The sequence below is a fragment of the Janthinobacterium pasteuri genome (assembly GCF_051380775.1).
Classification (GTDB): Bacteria; Pseudomonadota; Gammaproteobacteria; order Burkholderiales; family Burkholderiaceae_D; genus Janthinobacterium.
This window is the reverse complement of the sequence record NZ_JBNYXS010000007.1, coordinates 16,151-33,674: the sequence shown is the minus strand read 5'-3', so window position 1 is coordinate 33,674 and position 17,524 is coordinate 16,151. Positions and strand designations below refer to the sequence as shown.

Here is a 17,524-nt window from a genome sequence, read left to right as displayed (position 1 = left end):
ACGAGAGCATTGCTCTTGCGCCCTAGTCCACTACCCACCTGACGAGTCAGCGTCCCGGCCGAAAGCCAGTCCCGCGTTTGCCGTTGCCGGCCAATCCCAAGGCAGCCATGGCGTCTTCAACGATCGTTGCGGCTCGCGCCCGGGATACTGCCTCGTCCGTCATCTTGCGGGCAAGACTGGTTTGTTCTTTCTCGTCTTTTTCGCGCTCTTCGAGTTCTGCGGCCTCCAACGCAGACAGGCAGTCGCGTGAGCAATACCACTCCACCAAGTCATCTATGCAGACCATCGGGGTGCAATTGAAGATTTGATAGGGAATGAAAAACTGTCTGTTCCGCATTTGCCGCCAAATGGTCGAGGGAGAAATGCCGAGAATGCTAGCCAGCTTGGTGACATTGATGAATGCCGACTGCACCTGAAAGTCCCTGACGAGCATGAGTTTCACGCGCATGCGCTCTGCTTGCGCCGTGGCCGCAAGAGAGAGAGTGCCAGCGTCTTCATCCTTCGAGCAGCGACATTCCCCTACGCAATTGCATTGTTTTCCATAAAAGCTGTTCATCTTTTCTCCGTTGGTGAATGGCCGTGGCCGACTGGCCCAGCCTTAGCACTGTCCACGGTTAGGAACTTCAGCCGCCCCGCCGACAGACGGCAGGACCGCGCCGCTCGGCCGCTCCAATACATTGAAAGGAATATTCCGACACAGCCCAGCAAACCTGTCAGGGCTTGACGGCGCTCGCCTGTCATCGCAGGCGCCAAGCATCCGGCCTAATCGCTTTCCATTCCGGGAAGCCGATCACATGAAATCACCACGAGAGGAAAAGATGATGACAAACTATGGACAAGAAGGCGTAGCAATAGAGGCTCCGGCGCCAGAAGATGACTGGGATCTTCCGCAGCCGGCTCGGCCACGCAGTGCAGCCACTTATATTGCAACTCAGTCTGTCCCGGTTAAGAACATGCGGGAAACTGAGAAAATAGCTCTGCCGGCGGCTAAAAATTACCCTTTGCGCCTGCCGAGCTTCTTTGACCCTGATCGATGCCCCGCATTTATGGCAAGAAGCGCCCTATTTAGCTCGGGCCGGACCGTGCTAGGCATACCCCACGATGGCCCCGTAAAGGCACAGGGAAAATACGCGTTAACGCTCTGTGGCGAACGGCTGTATATGAGGGATAAACACGTCTGGCATGCAGTCATGAACATCGTCAAGCGAGCGCCTGCCCATAATGTTCCTATCCGCATAGAGCTGGCGGCAATTGCAACGCTGATGGGGTCGTCGGACCACTGCGGCGGCGCCTTGCGGCGGATCTGGCAAAGCGTCGAGCGATTGTCGCGCGCGACCATAGAAGTGACGCTTCACGACGGCCATGCCCACACAGGGAAGCTGATCGCGGCCGCCTATCGCCAAGAAAAGAAGTATTTTGTTGAGATGGACATGCCATGGATGGCCGCGGCCTTGAGCCTAGACTATCAATTCAAAGTTAATTGTGGCCGCCGCAATGGGCTAGCTTACTCGCTCGCTCAGTGGCTCCATGATTTTCTATCCACCCACAAAAGCTTCCCTGGGCTCACGATCGGCTATATACGAGAACTGTGCGGATTCGAGGGACAGCAACGGACGTTTCCAGCGATGATACTTACCGCTCTGACAGAGTTGAGAAACTCTGCAACCTTGCTTGTCGCAGACTTCGAAATTATCAGAAACGGGAAGTCCAGCGACTCTTGGACTGTTGTCATCACACACGGGCCAGAGCAGCCATCCTACTCTGCCCCGTCTTGGTATGAATCCTCCGACGAACCAAACGACCTGTCGTATCCGACGACTCGCAGGGTCGCGCTGTGAGCGTCCCGACCTGACTTGGGATGATCTGTTCATCAAAAAAACGGGCTGACGGGTTTAACGGAGCAGATGAATTTCCGAAATGCTCGCCAGCTCGGGTTTAATCAGGAAATTGCTCGGGTGCAAATGGGAAGTTCACCAAAATAACTCGGGTTTAATAGGAAAGATGCTCGGGTTTCAGTAGGAAGTTCCTCGGGTTTAAACCGGACGCTGGGCCTACATCTATAGATTATTAATAGATATAGAATAGAAGACCGTTGACCGCGACTTTGCCTTTGGGCAAGCCGCGCCAACTCCCTGCGCCAACCTCGAAGCTTCCGCGGCACTCCCGCCGCGGACTTATTGGAATTCCAATCCGTGCCATCTGCGGAAATGCCGTGCTCGTCGTAATCGGCCCTTATCCTTTGTGAGAATAGATGACTTTCGCTGTCGGCTTGGCCTAAGAGTTATTTGCGCAAGCCGAAGATCGAAACGTGAAAATCCCCACCGTGAGAGCGATTACAATATAGATTGATGGCCAAACATTGGAGACTTTGCATGAAAATTTTCATCAGTTCACTAATCGGTGGATTCGAGCAGTTCCGAGCGGCAGCGCAGTCAGCGATTGTCGCCCTGCGCCACGAACCCGTAGTTGCGGAAGACTTCGGCGCGCAGGCCACTTCGCCCCAAATCGCGTGTATGCAGGGATTGCGGTCAGCGGACTTGGTAGTCCTCATACTTGGCTCCCGTTACGGACATATCCAAGGCTCGTCAGGAGTCTCTCCTACTCATGAAGAGTATCTCGAAGCTCGGGGAAGCAAACCTATCTTGATGTTTGTGCAAGAGGGTGTTGAGCGAGACGATCAGCAGGCGAAGTTTATCTCCGAGGTGGGTGCTTGGCAGGCTGGACATTTTCGCGCAGGCTTTAAAACTGCCGACGAACTCCGGGACCTTGTTACGCGCGCCCTCCACGACTACCAGCTTGCGAACACGGCAGGGCCTCTCGACAAGGCTGCGCTGTCGGCTGCGGCTCTAAGCTTGCTGCCCAAGGCACGGCAAAACAGTCATGCCTCCCCGACCCTCTTGGTCAGCATCGTTGGTGGCCCTATCCAACAAATTCTGCGGCCAGCCGAGTTGGAGGCTCCCGTTTTGGCCGAAGCGCTCCACCAACAGGCTCTTTTTATCGAGCCAAAACTGTTTGTCAGGTCGAAGGGGGTTGACTGTGGCATCGAAGGCGCTGCTCTCGTGTTGGAGCAGGAGCGCGGCGCTAAAATCCAACTTGAAGAAAACGGCTCGATTTTACTCCGCCTCTGCCTAGATCGAACAGAGCTCGACAATCGCAGCGGATTCGGCGCCTTTGCCGTCATCGAAGAGGACGTATTGCGAGAACTCAGCGCAGCCTTGGCATTCGGAGCATGGCTTTTAGATAAAATCGACCCGACCCAGCGCATTACGCACGTCGCATTGGCAGCATCGATCGAGGCGAGTGACTATATGAGCTGGCGAACGCGAGCGGAGCAGGACGCCAGTCCGAATTCCGGAACAATGCGCATGGCCAGCGGGAAACAGGCGCCGACCTCGTCCACCGATCGGCCGCGGGCTGCATTGCTCTTCCAAGCTGCCGAGCTCGCCGAGGATCTCATGGTGCCGTTGCGTCGACAGATGAAGGCGTGATCATCTGGCCGTGGGAGCGTTTTCTCGAACCTCTATACGGCTATAACCATCCTTAACGCAGCGCGCCATTAAGCTGATGGGCTTTCATCTCAAACTGGATTTCTTCGCGAACCATGCTTCTCGCATGGTTCGTCGTCCGGCGCAGAACGTTTTCAGTTCACATCCAAAAGTAAATATTTGCATTTCCGCCTACTTCGACGTTGACCGAGCAGAATTCTAAACTGCGGCATCCCTCGAACACCGCCTTTAAATCAAGCCCTATACGCGACAAAATTACCGCTCATCGGATACTTCTCCGCTGCACTGCGCTGCACCGATTTAATTCATCTGCTTCATATGCTCCAAAAAACTCACATTACGCAATGTTTTGTGGCTCAAAAGATAATTTTATGTCGTTACACGACTGTATTTAGAGTGGTTTGAGAGAGTTTTTGGTGCTCCGCGAGGTAGGTTTTTTGTGTAGACGCGCCCGAAATCATAACCCGCAAGGCCTTGCGCTGCCGTCTCGTTTACGGGATTTGTTGTGTGTGGATGTAGCGCGGCATTAGCGCTGCTAAAACCCCGTTTATAGATCCGACATGCGGCCGGCAGAAAAGCCCATTCATCGGAAGTATGCGGTGCACCTTCAAACCAAACCCAGGAGAAAAATATGGCTACCATCGTTGAACGACCACGCAAGAACAAGCCGAGCACTTGGCAGGCAACCATTCGAGTCAAGGGGCAAACCTCAGTTGTGAAAACCTTTGAGCAAAGATGCGATGCCGAAGATTTTTCGAAGATTATCGAGGCAAAGCTTAAAAAGCTTGCGGAGGAACGATCGAAAAAAATGAAGCGCCTCGACAAAAAACAAGCTACGCTCGCCGGCCTGATGGATGAGCGCCTGCGAGACATTGTCCAAGCTTTTTGCGAAAGCGATGAATCTATTCCGCGACATAAAAAAACAGCGCCGACGATTTTGCGCGTGATTGGCAATATCACGCTCAAGGACGTGACGCCCTTGTGGAATAAAAATTACATCGCACGCATGCTGACAAAAAAAACCAGAATTGGCACTACATTCAGCTATTCAACCATCGCGGTTCATCTGCAAATTATGTCGATGGCCTGCAGGTGGCGAGCGGAGACCCTCAACCTTCCGGCCCAGCAGCTCAACTTCTCCAAAAAACACTTCCCGAAACATTGGGAAAATAGGCGCACGCGACGCCTTTCCGAACCAGAGCAGCTACGCTTGGAGGCGGTCCTCAAAGCATGCAAGGCGCCATCTCGGAATCAATGGTTCCATCTCATGCAAATGGCGCTTGAGACTGGCGCTCGCTTGCAGGAACTTGTCTTGGCCGAATGGGATGAGTTTGACCTTGATAGAAGGTTATGGACGATTCCCGCGATAAAAACCAAGGGAAGAAAGGTTCGCGCAGTGCCGCTTTCTTTCAAGGCCATAGCCTTCATGCAGAATCTTCAGCAAGAGGCAGTCGCTGGCAACTCCCGGGTCTTCTATCTCTTAGGCCTTCCGCTCAGTGTTTCCTCAGGATTCCATAAATTTGTGACTAGGGCCGGACTGATTGATTTTAGATTCCATGATCTTCGCCACGAGGCGATCAGTCGGATGGTGCTCTACAAGCGCAAGTTGTCGGTCTTTGAAATCATGGCGATTGTCGGCCATAGCGACGTATCCATGCTGGTCCGATACGCAAATCTTAGGGGCGATGAGCTGGCCGAACGGATGGACTAACGCTCGGCTTGGGGTGGCTTCCCAGCCACCCCTTGTTTTCGCCCCTTTCTGGGCAAAGAAATTTGAAAAGCAAAGCGCCAAAAGCGAGCCAGCTTGCTATTCAATAAGGAGGTGTCATTTGCTTTCAATCACGAAAATAAATTCCGCATCGAACCAAGCTAAAAAAGGCCACAGTTCCAAGGGATACTTGCATTATCTTGGCGGCCCTATGGACACGACGCGCCAGCGAGGAGACTTTGACGACTATGCTCGGGGACCTGATGGGGACTTGGGGCCTCCGCCATTCTGGACTGGTGGCGGCGCCGCGCTGCTCGGGCTTTCTGACCATGCCGAGCGCGAGCATGTAGAGCGCTTGGCGAAGGGATTTCATCCTCTATCAGGCGAGGCCTTGGTCAAAGGTGCCGGCGACAATCATGTCATGGGGCTCGACATGACCTTCTCCGCTGTCAAAGATGTCTCGGCGATCTTTGCCGGCGCAGACAAAGAAACGCGGGACGCGCTCATCACTTGCCTGCAGGACTCGGCAAAAAGTGCTCTGGCCTATGTTGAGAACAACTCGATCACCAGGCATGGCCAAGGCGGCAGAGTAAAGCAGCAGGCGGGCGCCACGATCTCAGCCTGCTATACGCATTTCAGCAGCCGCGCAGGCGAGCCTCAATTGCACATCCACGGCTTCTTCTTCAACTTGGCCAAGCGCAAAAATAGCAAGGAATGGAGCGCTCTGGAACACCGCGCCCAGTTTGAGGCGAAGATTGCCACCGGCATTCTCTTTCGCGTCGAGCTCGCGAGCCGGCTGCGGGGCCTTGGCTTCGAAGTGGAGCCAGCAGGCCCCTACTTTACAATTCGCGGAATCGACCAGGCACAACGGGACGCCCTGTCGACGCGCTCCAAGCAAATTGCAGAATATGTGCGCGAATGCGGCATGCTTGAAGCGGATGGCGCTGTCGCGCGGGAAATTGCCGCCCTCAACACCCGCTCCGCCAAGGCCGAGCCCTCGCTGCCGGTTCTACTTGAAAGCTTCAAGGAAATGGCCGCAAAGCTGGGCTTGACGCCAGAAGCCGTCGCCTCGATGCGGACCGGCCGCGACAAGACTGTGCATCCAGACATTGAAGCACCTTTTGAAATCGATCGCGACGAAGCGCTGGCCGAACTTTTGGAGAGCCGGTCGTGCGCGACCGCCCAAGATGCCCTCGCCCTCATCTGCGAAAAGGCCATGGGCCGCTGGAACGCGGAGGAATGCCTGGCAGAGCTTGAAAAGTTCCTGGCTCACTCCAATGTCGTTCAACTTGGCCGCACCGAGCACCTTACCGAGATCTTCACTTCGAAGGCCACCTTGGATCTTGAGGCCTCGATCAGCGCCTCGGTGGAGCGGCTCTCCCTGGATCGAGCGCATCAGGTCGCCCGCTCCGTCGTTGGCGATGAGTTCGAACGCCTGGAACAGGAGCTCAAAGCCAAGCTGGGAGTCGGCGTCTCCCTGGACCAACAGCGCGCCGCCGCCCTGCACATCGCCTGCGACACCGGCAGGCATGCCTTCGTGGAAGGCTGGGCGGGCACGGGCAAGACGACGCTCTTGAAAGCCTTGGGCGTGGCATATGCGGCCGCAGGGTTCAACGTTTCTGGCTGCTGCCAGTCGGCCGCGGCGAGCTTGAACTTGGCGCGTGAGGCGGACATCCCTTCGCGCACGATCGCCAGCCTGCTCCTGTCGCTTCAGAAGGGCAGAATGAAACTCGACTCCAAAAGCATATTGATACTCGACGAAGCCGGCATGGTCGGCTCCCGAGAATTTGGCCTCCTGCAGGCCGAGGCCATCAAGGCGGGGGCGAAGCTGGTTTCGGTCGGCGACGCCAAACAGCTTCAACCCATCGACGCGGGCGGGATCTTTCAGGCGCTAACAATCCGCCACGGCAAGGCCGAGATTTCCAACATCCAGCGACAGCGGACCGACTTCTCTCCCCTGCTCGCGTGGCTGGAAGCTCGCGGGAACCTGTCGAAGATTCAAGTGCAAACCTTACGCGAGGCGCCGGAGGAGGCGCGGCTGCAGGCGCTCGAATCGATTTGCTCGGGCGACGCCAAGCTGGCGCGGGCCTTTGAAAAATGGAGGGACCGCTACGATTTCGAATGGATGCGCAAGGCCGTGGAGCTCTTCGCCATGGGCGAGGCACGCGCCGGCTTGGAGATGCTTGACGAGCGCGGACGGCTCAAGCTGGTCTCGGGGCACTCCGCCACCGTTGCCCAGTTGGTCGAGGCGTGGGACCAGGACAAGGCCGCATTGCCGCAGAAGGCGATCATCGCCGGCACGCGCGCCGAGGTCGCGGAGCTCAATGCCAAGGCGCGGGCCGCTCTTGTCGAAAGAGGCATCGTTCGCGATGCGGATGGAATTGAGGCCGAGATCATCCACCGCGACGACACTACCGACATCAGGCGCTTCGCGCCTGGTGATCGCATCGTCTTTACAAAAAATGACAGGTCACTGGGCATCTCAAATGGCGTGGCGGCCAGCATTGCGGCAATTGAGCGCGCCGCGGCCGGCGTCATGCTCGTGGTGGAGCTCGACGAGCCAAACGAGCGCCAGGAAAAGATTGTTCGCATACCCGCGTCGTTTGGGCGCTTTGACCATGCCTTTTGTCTGACGAATCACAAGAGCCAAGGGCGCACATTCGAATCGGCCTATATCCTGGTGAATCCACGCATGGCGGATCGCGAATGGAGCTATGTTGCTGCCAGCCGCTCCCGCTTCGCCACCACCATTTACGCAAACCTTGGCGCCTTGGGAGCTGGAGATCCCGAATCCCATCAACAGCAGGACGGAGCGCCAAGCGAACGAAGCAAGGCGATGGATGTCCTGGCCTTTGGCATGAGGCGCAGCCGCGCTAAGGGGACCACGCTCGATTATGAGTCGCCAAAGGCGCCAGCGAGCGCATCTTCCCCAAGCTGGGCAACATCGTTCCGAAATCTCATTTCGAGGGCAATCCGGCGAATGCGTTCGGGCTCTCGGCCTTTCGGCCCCACTGCCAACGGCATCGCCAGTCCCAATATCATGGCCAATGTCGGCGCCATCTCCCCAGCCCCATGCTCTATCCGCTTCTCTCCATTGTCCACCTGGCTGCCCTCTTCACCCATAGGTTTAGCTGTGCACTCCAACACTGGCTCTCGGGGCTCGGTCCATGGGCAAGTTCCATATAAAAGGCCACCGGCTACCCTGCTCGGCGAGCACGACTTAGGGCTGAGTCGATAGAGATTTTACTTGTGGGGGAAGTGCGAAATGACCGAAATGACTGCTAGGAGCACTGCTATGACTGGTGTAAATGACGGGGTGATGCGTTGAACGAGAGAAATGTGACAAACCATGCGGAGCATATGAACGATATGAAAATGCCTATGGAAGCATCCGAGCAGCCTAGCAAGCCCAACCTATGGGAAAGCCGAGGCGTCTATCTTCAACTCAATCCCAAACGAAAGGCGCGGCTTCTTGAAATTGCCCGCTCAAGGGGAATCGAGGACTCCCCGCTCAAAGCGCTGGCCGCATACCTTGACGAGGCGCAGGACGGCGCGCGCGGATCATTGAAGGCAACGGAGTTCGACACTGCCGGCGACATTGACGATCTGCGCTCCTTGCTTTGCGGCCGCATCGACAGGCTGGAACAATCCATAGGGCAGATTCATCACTTAGTAATGGTAAAAGAAAGCGCCAACAGCAATCCTGGCATGCAGCCTGCCCTGGCTGCGCCAACGAAAGAAGATATCCTGTCATATGAGACCCCATCACTTCTCGCGTGGCTCGACTCGCCCATGGCGGAAGGTGGCCTAGAAGTGTATAGCTTGGCGTTGCTGCAAGCCTGCTGGATTGCCACCAGGGCGGATGGCAGCGCCCTAGGCAAGATCGCCTTGGAGCTAAGTGTTGAGGCCTTGCACGTGGATGGATGCGCTGTAGACGACGGCGCTGAGATGCGAATGGGTCTGGAAAATATGGACCCGCAATGCGCGCTAGCCACTGGCATAGCGCAGGCCCCGTTCGATCCCATGACTCTTGTTTGCAAAAAAAGTGCTCAGGGCGGATGGCATATCGCCACCTTCCGGAGAAACAATGCAACTGGGCTCGGCGAGCAGCTCGCTTGGCATGGCCAATAGCACCAGCGGCGTGCTGGACACTCTCAAATCCTGTTATTCAGCGTCAAGCGCGGCCTGAAGCGTGTCAATGTCTATGCTCTCGTCAAATGCCACCGACCAAACAGCCACATTGCGCATATCGTCTGGCGAGGTGTCCACATAGCGCTCCACCGCGGATATGCCCGCGGACCAGACCGCAGGACAACGATGCTCCTTCAAAATAGCATCTACGCGCGGGCGCTGAGCAGCTGCAAGGATCAAATGGCCATTTTGAATTGTCAGTCGTTCTCCGGTCAAATCATCAATCATGCAATCCCTTTCATTGCCCCAGCTCAAAGGCGACATGTGACTTAGAGAGTGCTGGGAGGTCCATCTCAGAGCTCATAGCAAAAGCATATACCAACGGTGCGTCAGGTGTATAAAAAATGAGTTTCCGAATTCACTCGGCAGCTCATTTTCCCATCGTTACTTTCTACTCTAAAGATTCGCTCTCAAGCATCTATGTGATGATCTCAGGCGCCATGGCAACGTATCTAATATGCCCCGCTTTTTTTCCTGCTATTTAAAGTTGAACATGGCGTGAATTAAGCTTTTTAAGATCCGATTAGGCACATCTTTCGCTTGACCGCTTTACACAGCTCAGTGTCTTGAAATTTAGGGTTTTCCTCGGCTTGGATTAAGACTTCCTCTCGGTAATCCGCCAATCGCTCTTCATCAGTCATTCCTAGCTTCCGCCCATATTTCCTTGCAAGCACTTTAAAAGTATCACTGGAATGTATCCAATCCTGAGTGATGCTGTCTCTCTCTGCTATCAGTCTCGATTTCTCCGCGATTTGTGCTTCCATTTGAGCTAGCTGAGCCTCGCTTTTTTCTAGGCGAATTTTCATCTCCGCCAAGGCCGACCGGTCTGAACTCCGGGCCGCCTGTGCTCTGTTTGCGGCATTAATTGCTTCGCTCTTCGCTTTGTTGGCGGCAATGTTTGCTCGCGTCGCCGCCGCCCGTGCAAAACCAGCTTCTTGGTTGGCTGTGCGGCTGGATTCATGAACGTAGGTGGAGCGGGCTAGTTCTGACATGTGCACCTCTTGGTTAGTAGATTAGTGAGCAACGGTGGCTCATTACGATATTTATGGCTTTACCGAATAAATGCTGATAATTCGGACTGTCAATGTTCCCACGACATGGCTAGGACAGGAAAGTTCAGCGTGCTGTGCCACGCTGGCATTTTGCTTCAAATAGTTTAGAGAAAATCTCCAAACGCCTGATACGCATCGCGTTTTAGCCATCAAGCCTTGGTCCGACCAGAGATCATAAATCATGGAACGCCTTCGAAATGCGCTGCGTGGCAACGCATTTCTGCTCTTTCGTTTTAATCAGAACTTGGCATTTGTGAGATTAACAAACCAGAGCCGCGCATCTCCATCAATGGCTCCCTGGTATCCCATTTTGACAAATAGGGATGAAAAAAGGTAATCCCCATTGGAATAAAATGTAGCGTCTTCCCCTGTTGACCGCGGCAAAAGTTGCGCCGGAATTCGTGGCCCTGCTGTCCGGAGCTGCTGGGAAGAATACATTGATGGAGACATAAGTCCGCGATAAGCGCGCATGGTGCCAATGGACAAATATCTGTCATCTGGCTTGATATCCACGCTGCAAATCACAACACCCTCAACTTTCTGCGATTTCTTCTCAGAGGTCCATATCATCGCAGTGAATTTGATGCACTCCAATGGACGCGCCTCCTTCGCTAATTGCGAATATCTGGTGCTGGAATGCTCGCTTGACGCTAGTGTTTCAGAATAGTCATCAACATGGATACTCACGCGTGGCCAGTAATTCCCATAGCTCTCCAACGGGTAGCGCTCAAACAGCTTGTAAAGCGGAGTGCTCTCGATCGACTTCCCTACCCAGCGAGGATCTTTCGGGCGAGGACCGTCAATGATAATTCTTGACCCACTGATTACCTTGGGAGTGCCTTCACCGGCAGCGATAGTGGGGGCTGCTGGCCGGCTAGTTGGGTTAGTGGCAGTTGCCGAAGTCGGCACAGTCCCATTAAGCATGGCGCCCACCGTGTTGATGGCCTGCTGAAGCTGGACATTCGAGCCGCCCTGCATTTCGGGGTTGGCGCACGCGGACAGCACAAATGGGACGAGCGCAATCAAAGGCGCGGATAAAATTTTACGCATCGGTATTTCCTATACAGTTAAATAAAACAGATGAATGCTGTGGCCGCAGCAGCGGCAACGATCGTTGGGCGAGGCGTGCGCCTTGCCAGCGCCCTAGTCCAGCGCCTTGCTATCTAGCAAGAATCTCAATTCGATCGACCCAGGTTGTAATTTGTGCCTTCGGATAGCCTGCCATCAGCTGGAAGCGGCGCTTGCGGAGCTGCGAGCGCTCAAACTCGTCATCCTTGACGACTATTCCCAGCGCAAAGGTGGGCGCGTCGCCGTCGGTTTTTGCGGGAATTTCATCCAAGCTCGCCGTCGCGCAAGCGTCTTTGAGTGACCCGATCCACACGTCGCCATTCAACTCAACGACAGCGCGGCCACTCTTGTCGGCAGCAATGGTCCATGCTAGCGAGCCGTTGTCATACAGGGCATTTTCTAAAAATGCCTCGCCAAGACCTGCAAGCTCTTTAAGCTCGCTCACGCGCGCCATGCTGATTTCGCGTTCAGCCTTCCATGCAGCGCGTGCGCTAAGCCTCACCGCAGCCAAGCTATCCTGATGCTCGGTGACATAGGCATCCGCTCTCGCGTGTCCCATTGAAAATATTCTTTTTTGAATCGGCATCCAGTAACGATTGAAGTCGCTCGCCAGCATCGGGCCGATCTCGTAGAAGGATGCGCCAAAGTCAGGCGTGGAATGCCATTTTCGTTCAAGACGGGCAGAGCCTTCTCTGACAAGCTCGTCGCCTCGCCATTTCACGCTGATAGGTGTTCCAACCACAACCTCTTGAGAGAATGCAAAAAAGTAAATGCTAGTGCTATTTTCTTCGACGGCACAGGCCAAATCTGACAGCCGGAAAGTGCGATCAAAACGCGTCGAAATGTCAGCTTTAATACCCAGGATAGTTACACCGACATTGTCGACATGGGATACCAACCTTGCCTCGTCGCGCTCGAAATTGATCATCAAATCGAACCGAGAACAGGAATAGCCCCACTCCGCTCCGTTCACGTCGCCACTGGCGATGCCGGCCTTGTCTGCGTAGGTGGGCGGCGCGGCGGCGCGAACCGCAGCTTTTTGCCGGTTGAGGAATGCCAAATCCACGATCCAGAAAATAATCACCGCGGGAATCCCAAGCATCGGGTAGACCACCGACGCCATGATTGAGAGCACGAATTTGTGTTTGAATTTACTGAACCACACCGCTCTGGGATTCACACTTTCACCCCGCTTCAATGCCGCTTTGAGGGCGACGAGGCCGCGCCGGTAGTGTGCGACCAATTGCCAAATCCAGAAAACAAACACCGCAGCTAACACCGCAGGTTTGGGCGTGGTCACTACCGCTACCACCGAACACAAAACTTTGATCGCGAAATATATGATTCTAGCGAGCAAGCTTTTCGGAGAATTGGACATTCTTACACCTTTCAATTTGTTGCTTGTTATTTGCGGGCAGCTCTCGCCGCCTGCGTCCTTGCAAACAGAGAGCGCCGCCAACACTGCCGTCAAAGCGCGCCGCCTTGTTATGCTCATTCGCCTAGCCGCCTTGTTCCCGCCGCTTGCCATTCACGGCAACCGGGCAGCGGCCTCCAATAGTGATGCATTCCTCCTCCCGCCATGCATATGCCACCCCTGCCTTGGCCTATGGCGCCTCGCCAAACTAAGCGCTCCGAAACATTGCACTAGAGAAAAATATGCTGTGAACGAATAATAAACCATTTTAGTTGCCATTCAACCTTTTAAGTCCTTCAAACAAATAAGCCTAGTAGCCACCATTCGGGTTGACCCATCACAAGGATGCCCCATGGAATCTCAACGACTCAAAAAAATTTCCCAAACAGTGGGAGCCGCCATTGCGAGCCATCGAGTCCGAGTCGGACTCACCCAAGAGGACGTCGCGGAGCGCTTGGGAGTTGGCAACGAGGCCATCTCACGCCTTGAGCGGGGCATCGTCCTGCCGTCAATTCCGCGCCTATCTGAGCTCGCGGAGCTTTTCGATTGCCGGATGGACGAACTGCTGCTGACGGCGAGCGATCGCAAATCCGACCAAGCCGCTGCCATGGAGGCTCATCTCACCGACCTATCCCCAGAGGACCGGGCATTCGTCGTCAATCAAGCGCGCGCCATCGCCAGCCATCTGCGGAACAAGGCGCACGGCGCCATCCCTTCAACCAATTCCTCCTCCCACATTCCCTCAACGCAGCGGCCAAAGAAAAATGCAAAATTATTTTGAAAATCTTTCGCCATCTGTCCCTGCCGCCAAGGCAATTTCATTGCCTTGCAACAAGTAGAAAAATAACGCAGCGGGCCTGAAAAAGATTGAATCCATGCGACAACGGCCCAAGACTTGGCAATATCCAAGCGATATCGCCATCCAAAAGGATTTCTTTCATAAATTAGAGGCGGCAGGATGGGCAATGCGGCAAGAACTGGGCATTGCGGCAAGGGCTGGGCATTGGGAAAGGGATGCTATCGATCAATACGATCAAGGCAATCCAAGCGCGCCGCCATACAATGCGGCGCGCCCAGCCCGGCAATTGAATGCCGGATTGCAGACCTAAATGATGGCTGGTGGAGCCGCCAACGGATCGGCGCCAAGGCGCATGAGCTTGCGGATAAGGCTTGGCGGCATTCCCGAGGCCGATTGAAACGCCCGCGTCATGTGGGCGAGATCGGAAAACCCCTCGGCAAATGCAATCGTCGTGAGGCTGTCAGGGGAAGAGAGGCGGCGCGACGCGCGGATCAATCGAGAGGCCTGGCGCAGCAGCTCGGCGGTGAGCCCGGACTCGCGCAGCCGGCGCTCCAAGGTTCGCTGGTGGCAGCCAAGACTGCTGGCCACGCGCGCGATGGGAAGGCTCCCTTCGCTTTCAAAGACGAGCGCGGCCTCGCCCGCCACCGAGGATTCGACGCCGAGAAGCTTTGCGACCGTCGTCAAGCTGCGTTTCTCGGCGCCGCCCGGCGCCGCGGCGTTGCGCCGCGTCGTGGACAGCATGGCCTCGACGATCGCAAGCGTGCCATGGCGGCAGCCATCGGGATCGGAGGCGCCGACGCCCAGCGAGCTCGAAGAGCCGCCGCGCGAGCGATTGCCCAAGATACGGGCATATCCCTTGGCGCCAACATTGGTTTGCACCCCGAGCGCCGCGGACTGGTTGTAGGCGTTGAACGCGATCAAAACGTCGGCCTCGCGCTGAAATGACGAGAGAAGCAAATAGTTGGGATTGATGTCGGTGGCAAGAAAATCGTTGACCATGCGCTCAATGACGCCGGCTCCCGAGCCTTGGACCGTTCTTTCCATGCCGGCGGCGTGATACCGCTGATACGGCAAATGGCCGCTGATGGCATGCGAGACGGCCGAGGCGAACCGCGACATCGGCGTCCAGCCTGCCTTGCCCTCCATGGCATTCACAACGGCATGGTAGGCGAGAGAATGTTCCATCTTTGCTTTCTAGCTTGCGCTATCTATATTTTCCCAAACAACGGCATGGCGCTCAGCAGCCCTTGCAGAAGAACTTCAAAGCTATTCGATGCATCGATTGCCAGAAAGACTGGCTAATATAATGGCACCTCAATTAGATGATACACGACCAATTAAGTCCATTCTGGATTTACGAGATCTGGGAAGGCGGAACATGCGGGGATGCCGGATTGGAGCCGCCAGGTTTCGCCCCTTGGCAGCGCCGCTGGCTGAGGCTTGGAGGCGATCGGCGAAAGTCCCGATCGCCCAATGCAAGAGCGAGTGCGGCAAACACCTGTTGGCGGACCAAGTTCGCAATCCGCGCGCCACTGGCCAATTTCATATTATTGCATTTTTATAAGCATAATGACTTGAATCCATGCGGCATGTTGGCAAACAACCCTAAGGGGGTTGCTCGGAAGCGCCCATCTGGTCCGGAAGCGCATCGGGCGTGGATGGCTCCCCGCCCTGCCCCTTGCCGGAAAAAATCGTAGACCAGATATTTCGAGGACGCCTCGTTGCCAGCGTTGGGAATGACGAGCCGCATTTGTTGCTGCGCCCGGCTCGCTTGCCCATGGCATGCCGAGCTCTTCTCCATCGCCAGCCCCTATGTTCAATTGGATGCGCCGCCTCTTCCAGCGCGCAGGGGAGTCAAATTTAACAAGGGGCAGCGCTAAGCTTGTTGATTCTTCGCAATCTATTTCGCCGTTGCCAAGGCCTGAGATGCTGCGGAGGCGACGGCGCTCAGATGCGAGACGGAATCAATCCTCCAAGTGCCCGAGCGTCCGAATCGCCAACAGGCTGTGCGCCACCCAATGCGCCATGCCCCAGCCAAAGGCGTCCGGCCCGGCCAAGCCGTGCGCCAGTTTGTTGCGCAAATTGATGCCCTTGGGGCTGGTGTATAAGGCGCGAAAATGCAAGCCAAACATCGGCCGGACCTTGGTCCGGAATGCCTCAGTCATGAGAATGGTCCCCATGCCCAGCGTTTCAAATCCGCCCTCTCGGGGATTGTGCTTCATCGGCGACTCGCCATGCGCTTTGAGCATTTCCCGCAGCGCCGCCTCGACCTGGGGCACAAGAACATGGACCGCCTTTACAAAATCGTTGGCAAACCATGCCTCGATGCCGATTCCCAGCAGCTTATGGGAATGCGGAGGGAACAATGGGCTCTCGGTGAGAAAAGCCGTGAACTCGGCGGCGCCAATGCCCCAGCGCGACTTCGCGCGCTCCAAAGCCTGGGCCAGCATCGGCGAGTTCCCTGCCATGACGGTTGCGGCGAGGCTGAGCAGGCGCCCTGGCATGTCCTCCTTGATCGATCCGATGGTGGCGGATGTGAAGCCTTGGCCGTCCATGATGCTGATCTTGACGCTTGCATAAAACGGCGCATTGACGGCATTGTCCTCCACGATCGAGCGCAACAAATCTTCCGTTGAAATTAAATCCATGGCGATGCGCCCGAGAGCCAGCCTTGCCGATCCCGCGGTCCGCTCGTCGAGCCATGCCTCCATTTCATCCATAGGGATGTGGATAGGCGCCGAGGCCATTCTCATCGATTCGTGCGCCTCCTTGCCGCGCGAGACAATGGCTGCGTCCACTCGAGCAACGTCGTCCGCCAAGTTTTCTTGGCGATAGCGGACGCCAACATCTTCGAGCCAGGAAATCGCGGTCAATGCATTGGCTTGCCCGGCGATGGACTCGAACGCTTTCCCCGCCTTTTTGATCGCGGCGCCGCCAAGCTCCGGCCGGCCGGACTTGCGCGACCATCGGGCAATGCGATCGGCCGCATCGAGCGCCAAGTGTGGATCAAAATTTTGAGGCTTGGCCATGTCCGCGCAAAGATCCAAAGATTCTTCGAGCCATCCAACAAGCTCCTCTCGCTCGGCGTCTGAAATCGTCAGCCCTTTGCGGTCCCACGCCCAATTGTCGACCAGCCACCATTGGCCAGCGTGTCCCGCCCGGCGATTGGCCCGGTTGAAGTCAAAGGCAAAGGCCTTCGCGCGCTCGGCCAACGGCTTGTCCTTGATCCGGATGGCCAGGTCAAGGGCCCTGTCCACGAATTCCCACGCTTTAAAAAGCTCCAAGTGGGCGCCGGGGTTCAGCAGCTTCGCAGACTCCAAATAGGCATCGATGGCGCGCTGCGCCAGCTCGCGCGGCAATTGGACTTGGGGCTCGGACGGATGCTCCCGATTCCAAATCCGGCCAATTTCCCAAGCAAGATCGGCGTATCGGGAGCGGAGAATGGGATGTGGAGTCTGCTCCGAGCGAGCCTTCCAGTATTCGACGATCTCGGCGTCGATCTGCCTGGCGTCAGGAAAGTGGTGCTCGGTGCCTTCGGCATCAATCCCAGAGGACTGCGGACAGAAATACGAGTCCCAAGGGCCGCGGTCGGCCGATGTCGTGGTGGCGAAGCGATGGCCAACGATCTCGGCCAGACAGCCGCGGCGCTCAGCATCGGTCAAGGCGCCAACATCGGGAATCAACGCCTCCATCTCGCCGGAAAGCAAGCGCAAGTTCAAGGCCGCCATGGCGGCTTCCGCTTCTGCAATGCGAGTGGACAGCAATGCGACGAGGGCAATTTCCATG

The 17,524-nt window shown here is 56.0% G+C and carries 14 protein-coding genes; 7 read left to right on the top strand and 7 right to left on the bottom strand.

Annotated features, from left to right (window positions below):
• Positions 1-46 precede the first annotated feature (46 nt).
• Positions 47-556, bottom strand: coding sequence for a hypothetical protein (locus tag ACQ4WN_RS09295; RefSeq protein WP_436551271.1), 510 nt, complete (start codon positions 554-556; stop codon positions 47-49).
• A gap of 238 nt (positions 557-794) precedes the next feature.
• On the opposite strand from ACQ4WN_RS09295, the gene ACQ4WN_RS09290 reads away from it, so the two are divergent.
• From ACQ4WN_RS09290 to ACQ4WN_RS09270, 5 genes are all read left to right on the top strand, one after another.
• Positions 795-1,838, top strand: a complete 1,044-nt coding sequence (locus ACQ4WN_RS09290; protein WP_436551270.1) for a hypothetical protein — start codon at positions 795-797, stop codon at positions 1,836-1,838.
• A 534-nt stretch (positions 1,839-2,372) separates the two neighbouring features.
• Positions 2,373-3,488 carry a DUF4062 domain-containing protein gene (locus ACQ4WN_RS09285; RefSeq protein ID WP_436551269.1) on the top strand — a complete coding sequence of 372 codons (1,116 nt, stop codon included), beginning with the start codon at positions 2,373-2,375 and terminating at the stop codon, positions 3,486-3,488.
• A gap of 649 nt (positions 3,489-4,137) precedes the next feature.
• Complete coding sequence (locus ACQ4WN_RS09280) at positions 4,138-5,217, top strand: site-specific integrase (RefSeq protein WP_436551268.1); 1,080 nt, start codon at positions 4,138-4,140, stop codon at positions 5,215-5,217.
• Between the two features lie 118 nt (positions 5,218-5,335).
• Positions 5,336-8,452, top strand: coding sequence for a MobF family relaxase (gene mobF, locus ACQ4WN_RS09275; RefSeq protein WP_436551267.1), 3,117 nt, complete (start codon positions 5,336-5,338; stop codon positions 8,450-8,452).
• A 122-nt stretch (positions 8,453-8,574) separates the two neighbouring features.
• Positions 8,575-9,345, top strand: coding sequence for a hypothetical protein (locus ACQ4WN_RS09270; RefSeq protein WP_436551266.1), 771 nt, complete (start codon positions 8,575-8,577; stop codon positions 9,343-9,345).
• A gap of 33 nt (positions 9,346-9,378) precedes the next feature.
• Here the strand turns inward: ACQ4WN_RS09270 and ACQ4WN_RS09265 are convergent, their stop codons facing one another.
• The 4 genes from ACQ4WN_RS09265 to ACQ4WN_RS09250 form a co-directional block, all read right to left on the bottom strand.
• On the bottom strand, positions 9,379-9,633 hold the full coding sequence (locus tag ACQ4WN_RS09265; protein ID WP_436551265.1) for a hypothetical protein: 255 nt from the start codon (positions 9,631-9,633) through the stop codon (positions 9,379-9,381).
• A 284-nt stretch (positions 9,634-9,917) separates the two neighbouring features.
• The gene (locus tag ACQ4WN_RS09260) at positions 9,918-10,397 is read right to left on the bottom strand and encodes a hypothetical protein (protein WP_436551264.1); all 480 of its coding nucleotides are present in this window, start codon (positions 10,395-10,397) and stop codon (positions 9,918-9,920) included.
• A 297-nt stretch (positions 10,398-10,694) separates the two neighbouring features.
• Positions 10,695-11,507: a hypothetical protein gene (locus tag ACQ4WN_RS09255; protein ID WP_436551263.1), complete on the bottom strand. Its 813-nt coding sequence runs from the start codon at positions 11,505-11,507 to the stop codon at positions 10,695-10,697.
• Between the two features lie 109 nt (positions 11,508-11,616).
• Entirely contained in the window at positions 11,617-12,903 is a 1,287-nt protein-coding gene (locus tag ACQ4WN_RS09250) for a hypothetical protein (protein WP_436551262.1), read from the bottom strand.
• 388 nt (positions 12,904-13,291) lie between these two features.
• Here ACQ4WN_RS09250 and ACQ4WN_RS09245 point away from each other — a divergent pair, with 388 nt between their 5' ends.
• Together ACQ4WN_RS09245 and ACQ4WN_RS09240 are read left to right on the top strand one after the other, a co-directional pair.
• Positions 13,292-13,720, top strand: coding sequence for a helix-turn-helix domain-containing protein (locus ACQ4WN_RS09245; RefSeq protein WP_436551261.1), 429 nt, complete (start codon positions 13,292-13,294; stop codon positions 13,718-13,720).
• Between the two features lie 94 nt (positions 13,721-13,814).
• Positions 13,815-14,048, top strand: coding sequence for a hypothetical protein (locus ACQ4WN_RS09240; protein WP_436551260.1), 234 nt, complete (start codon positions 13,815-13,817; stop codon positions 14,046-14,048).
• Here ACQ4WN_RS09240 and ACQ4WN_RS09235 read toward each other — a convergent pair.
• Together ACQ4WN_RS09235 and ACQ4WN_RS09230 are read right to left on the bottom strand one after the other, a co-directional pair.
• Positions 14,045-14,923 (bottom strand): helix-turn-helix transcriptional regulator, encoded by an 879-nt coding sequence (locus tag ACQ4WN_RS09235; protein ID WP_436551259.1) that lies wholly within the window; start codon positions 14,921-14,923, stop codon positions 14,045-14,047. The genes ACQ4WN_RS09240 and ACQ4WN_RS09235 overlap by 4 nt on opposite strands.
• 779 nt (positions 14,924-15,702) lie before the next feature.
• Entirely contained in the window at positions 15,703-17,523 is a 1,821-nt protein-coding gene (locus ACQ4WN_RS09230) for a DUF7380 domain-containing protein (RefSeq protein WP_436551258.1), read from the bottom strand.
• Position 17,524 lies beyond the last annotated feature (1 nt).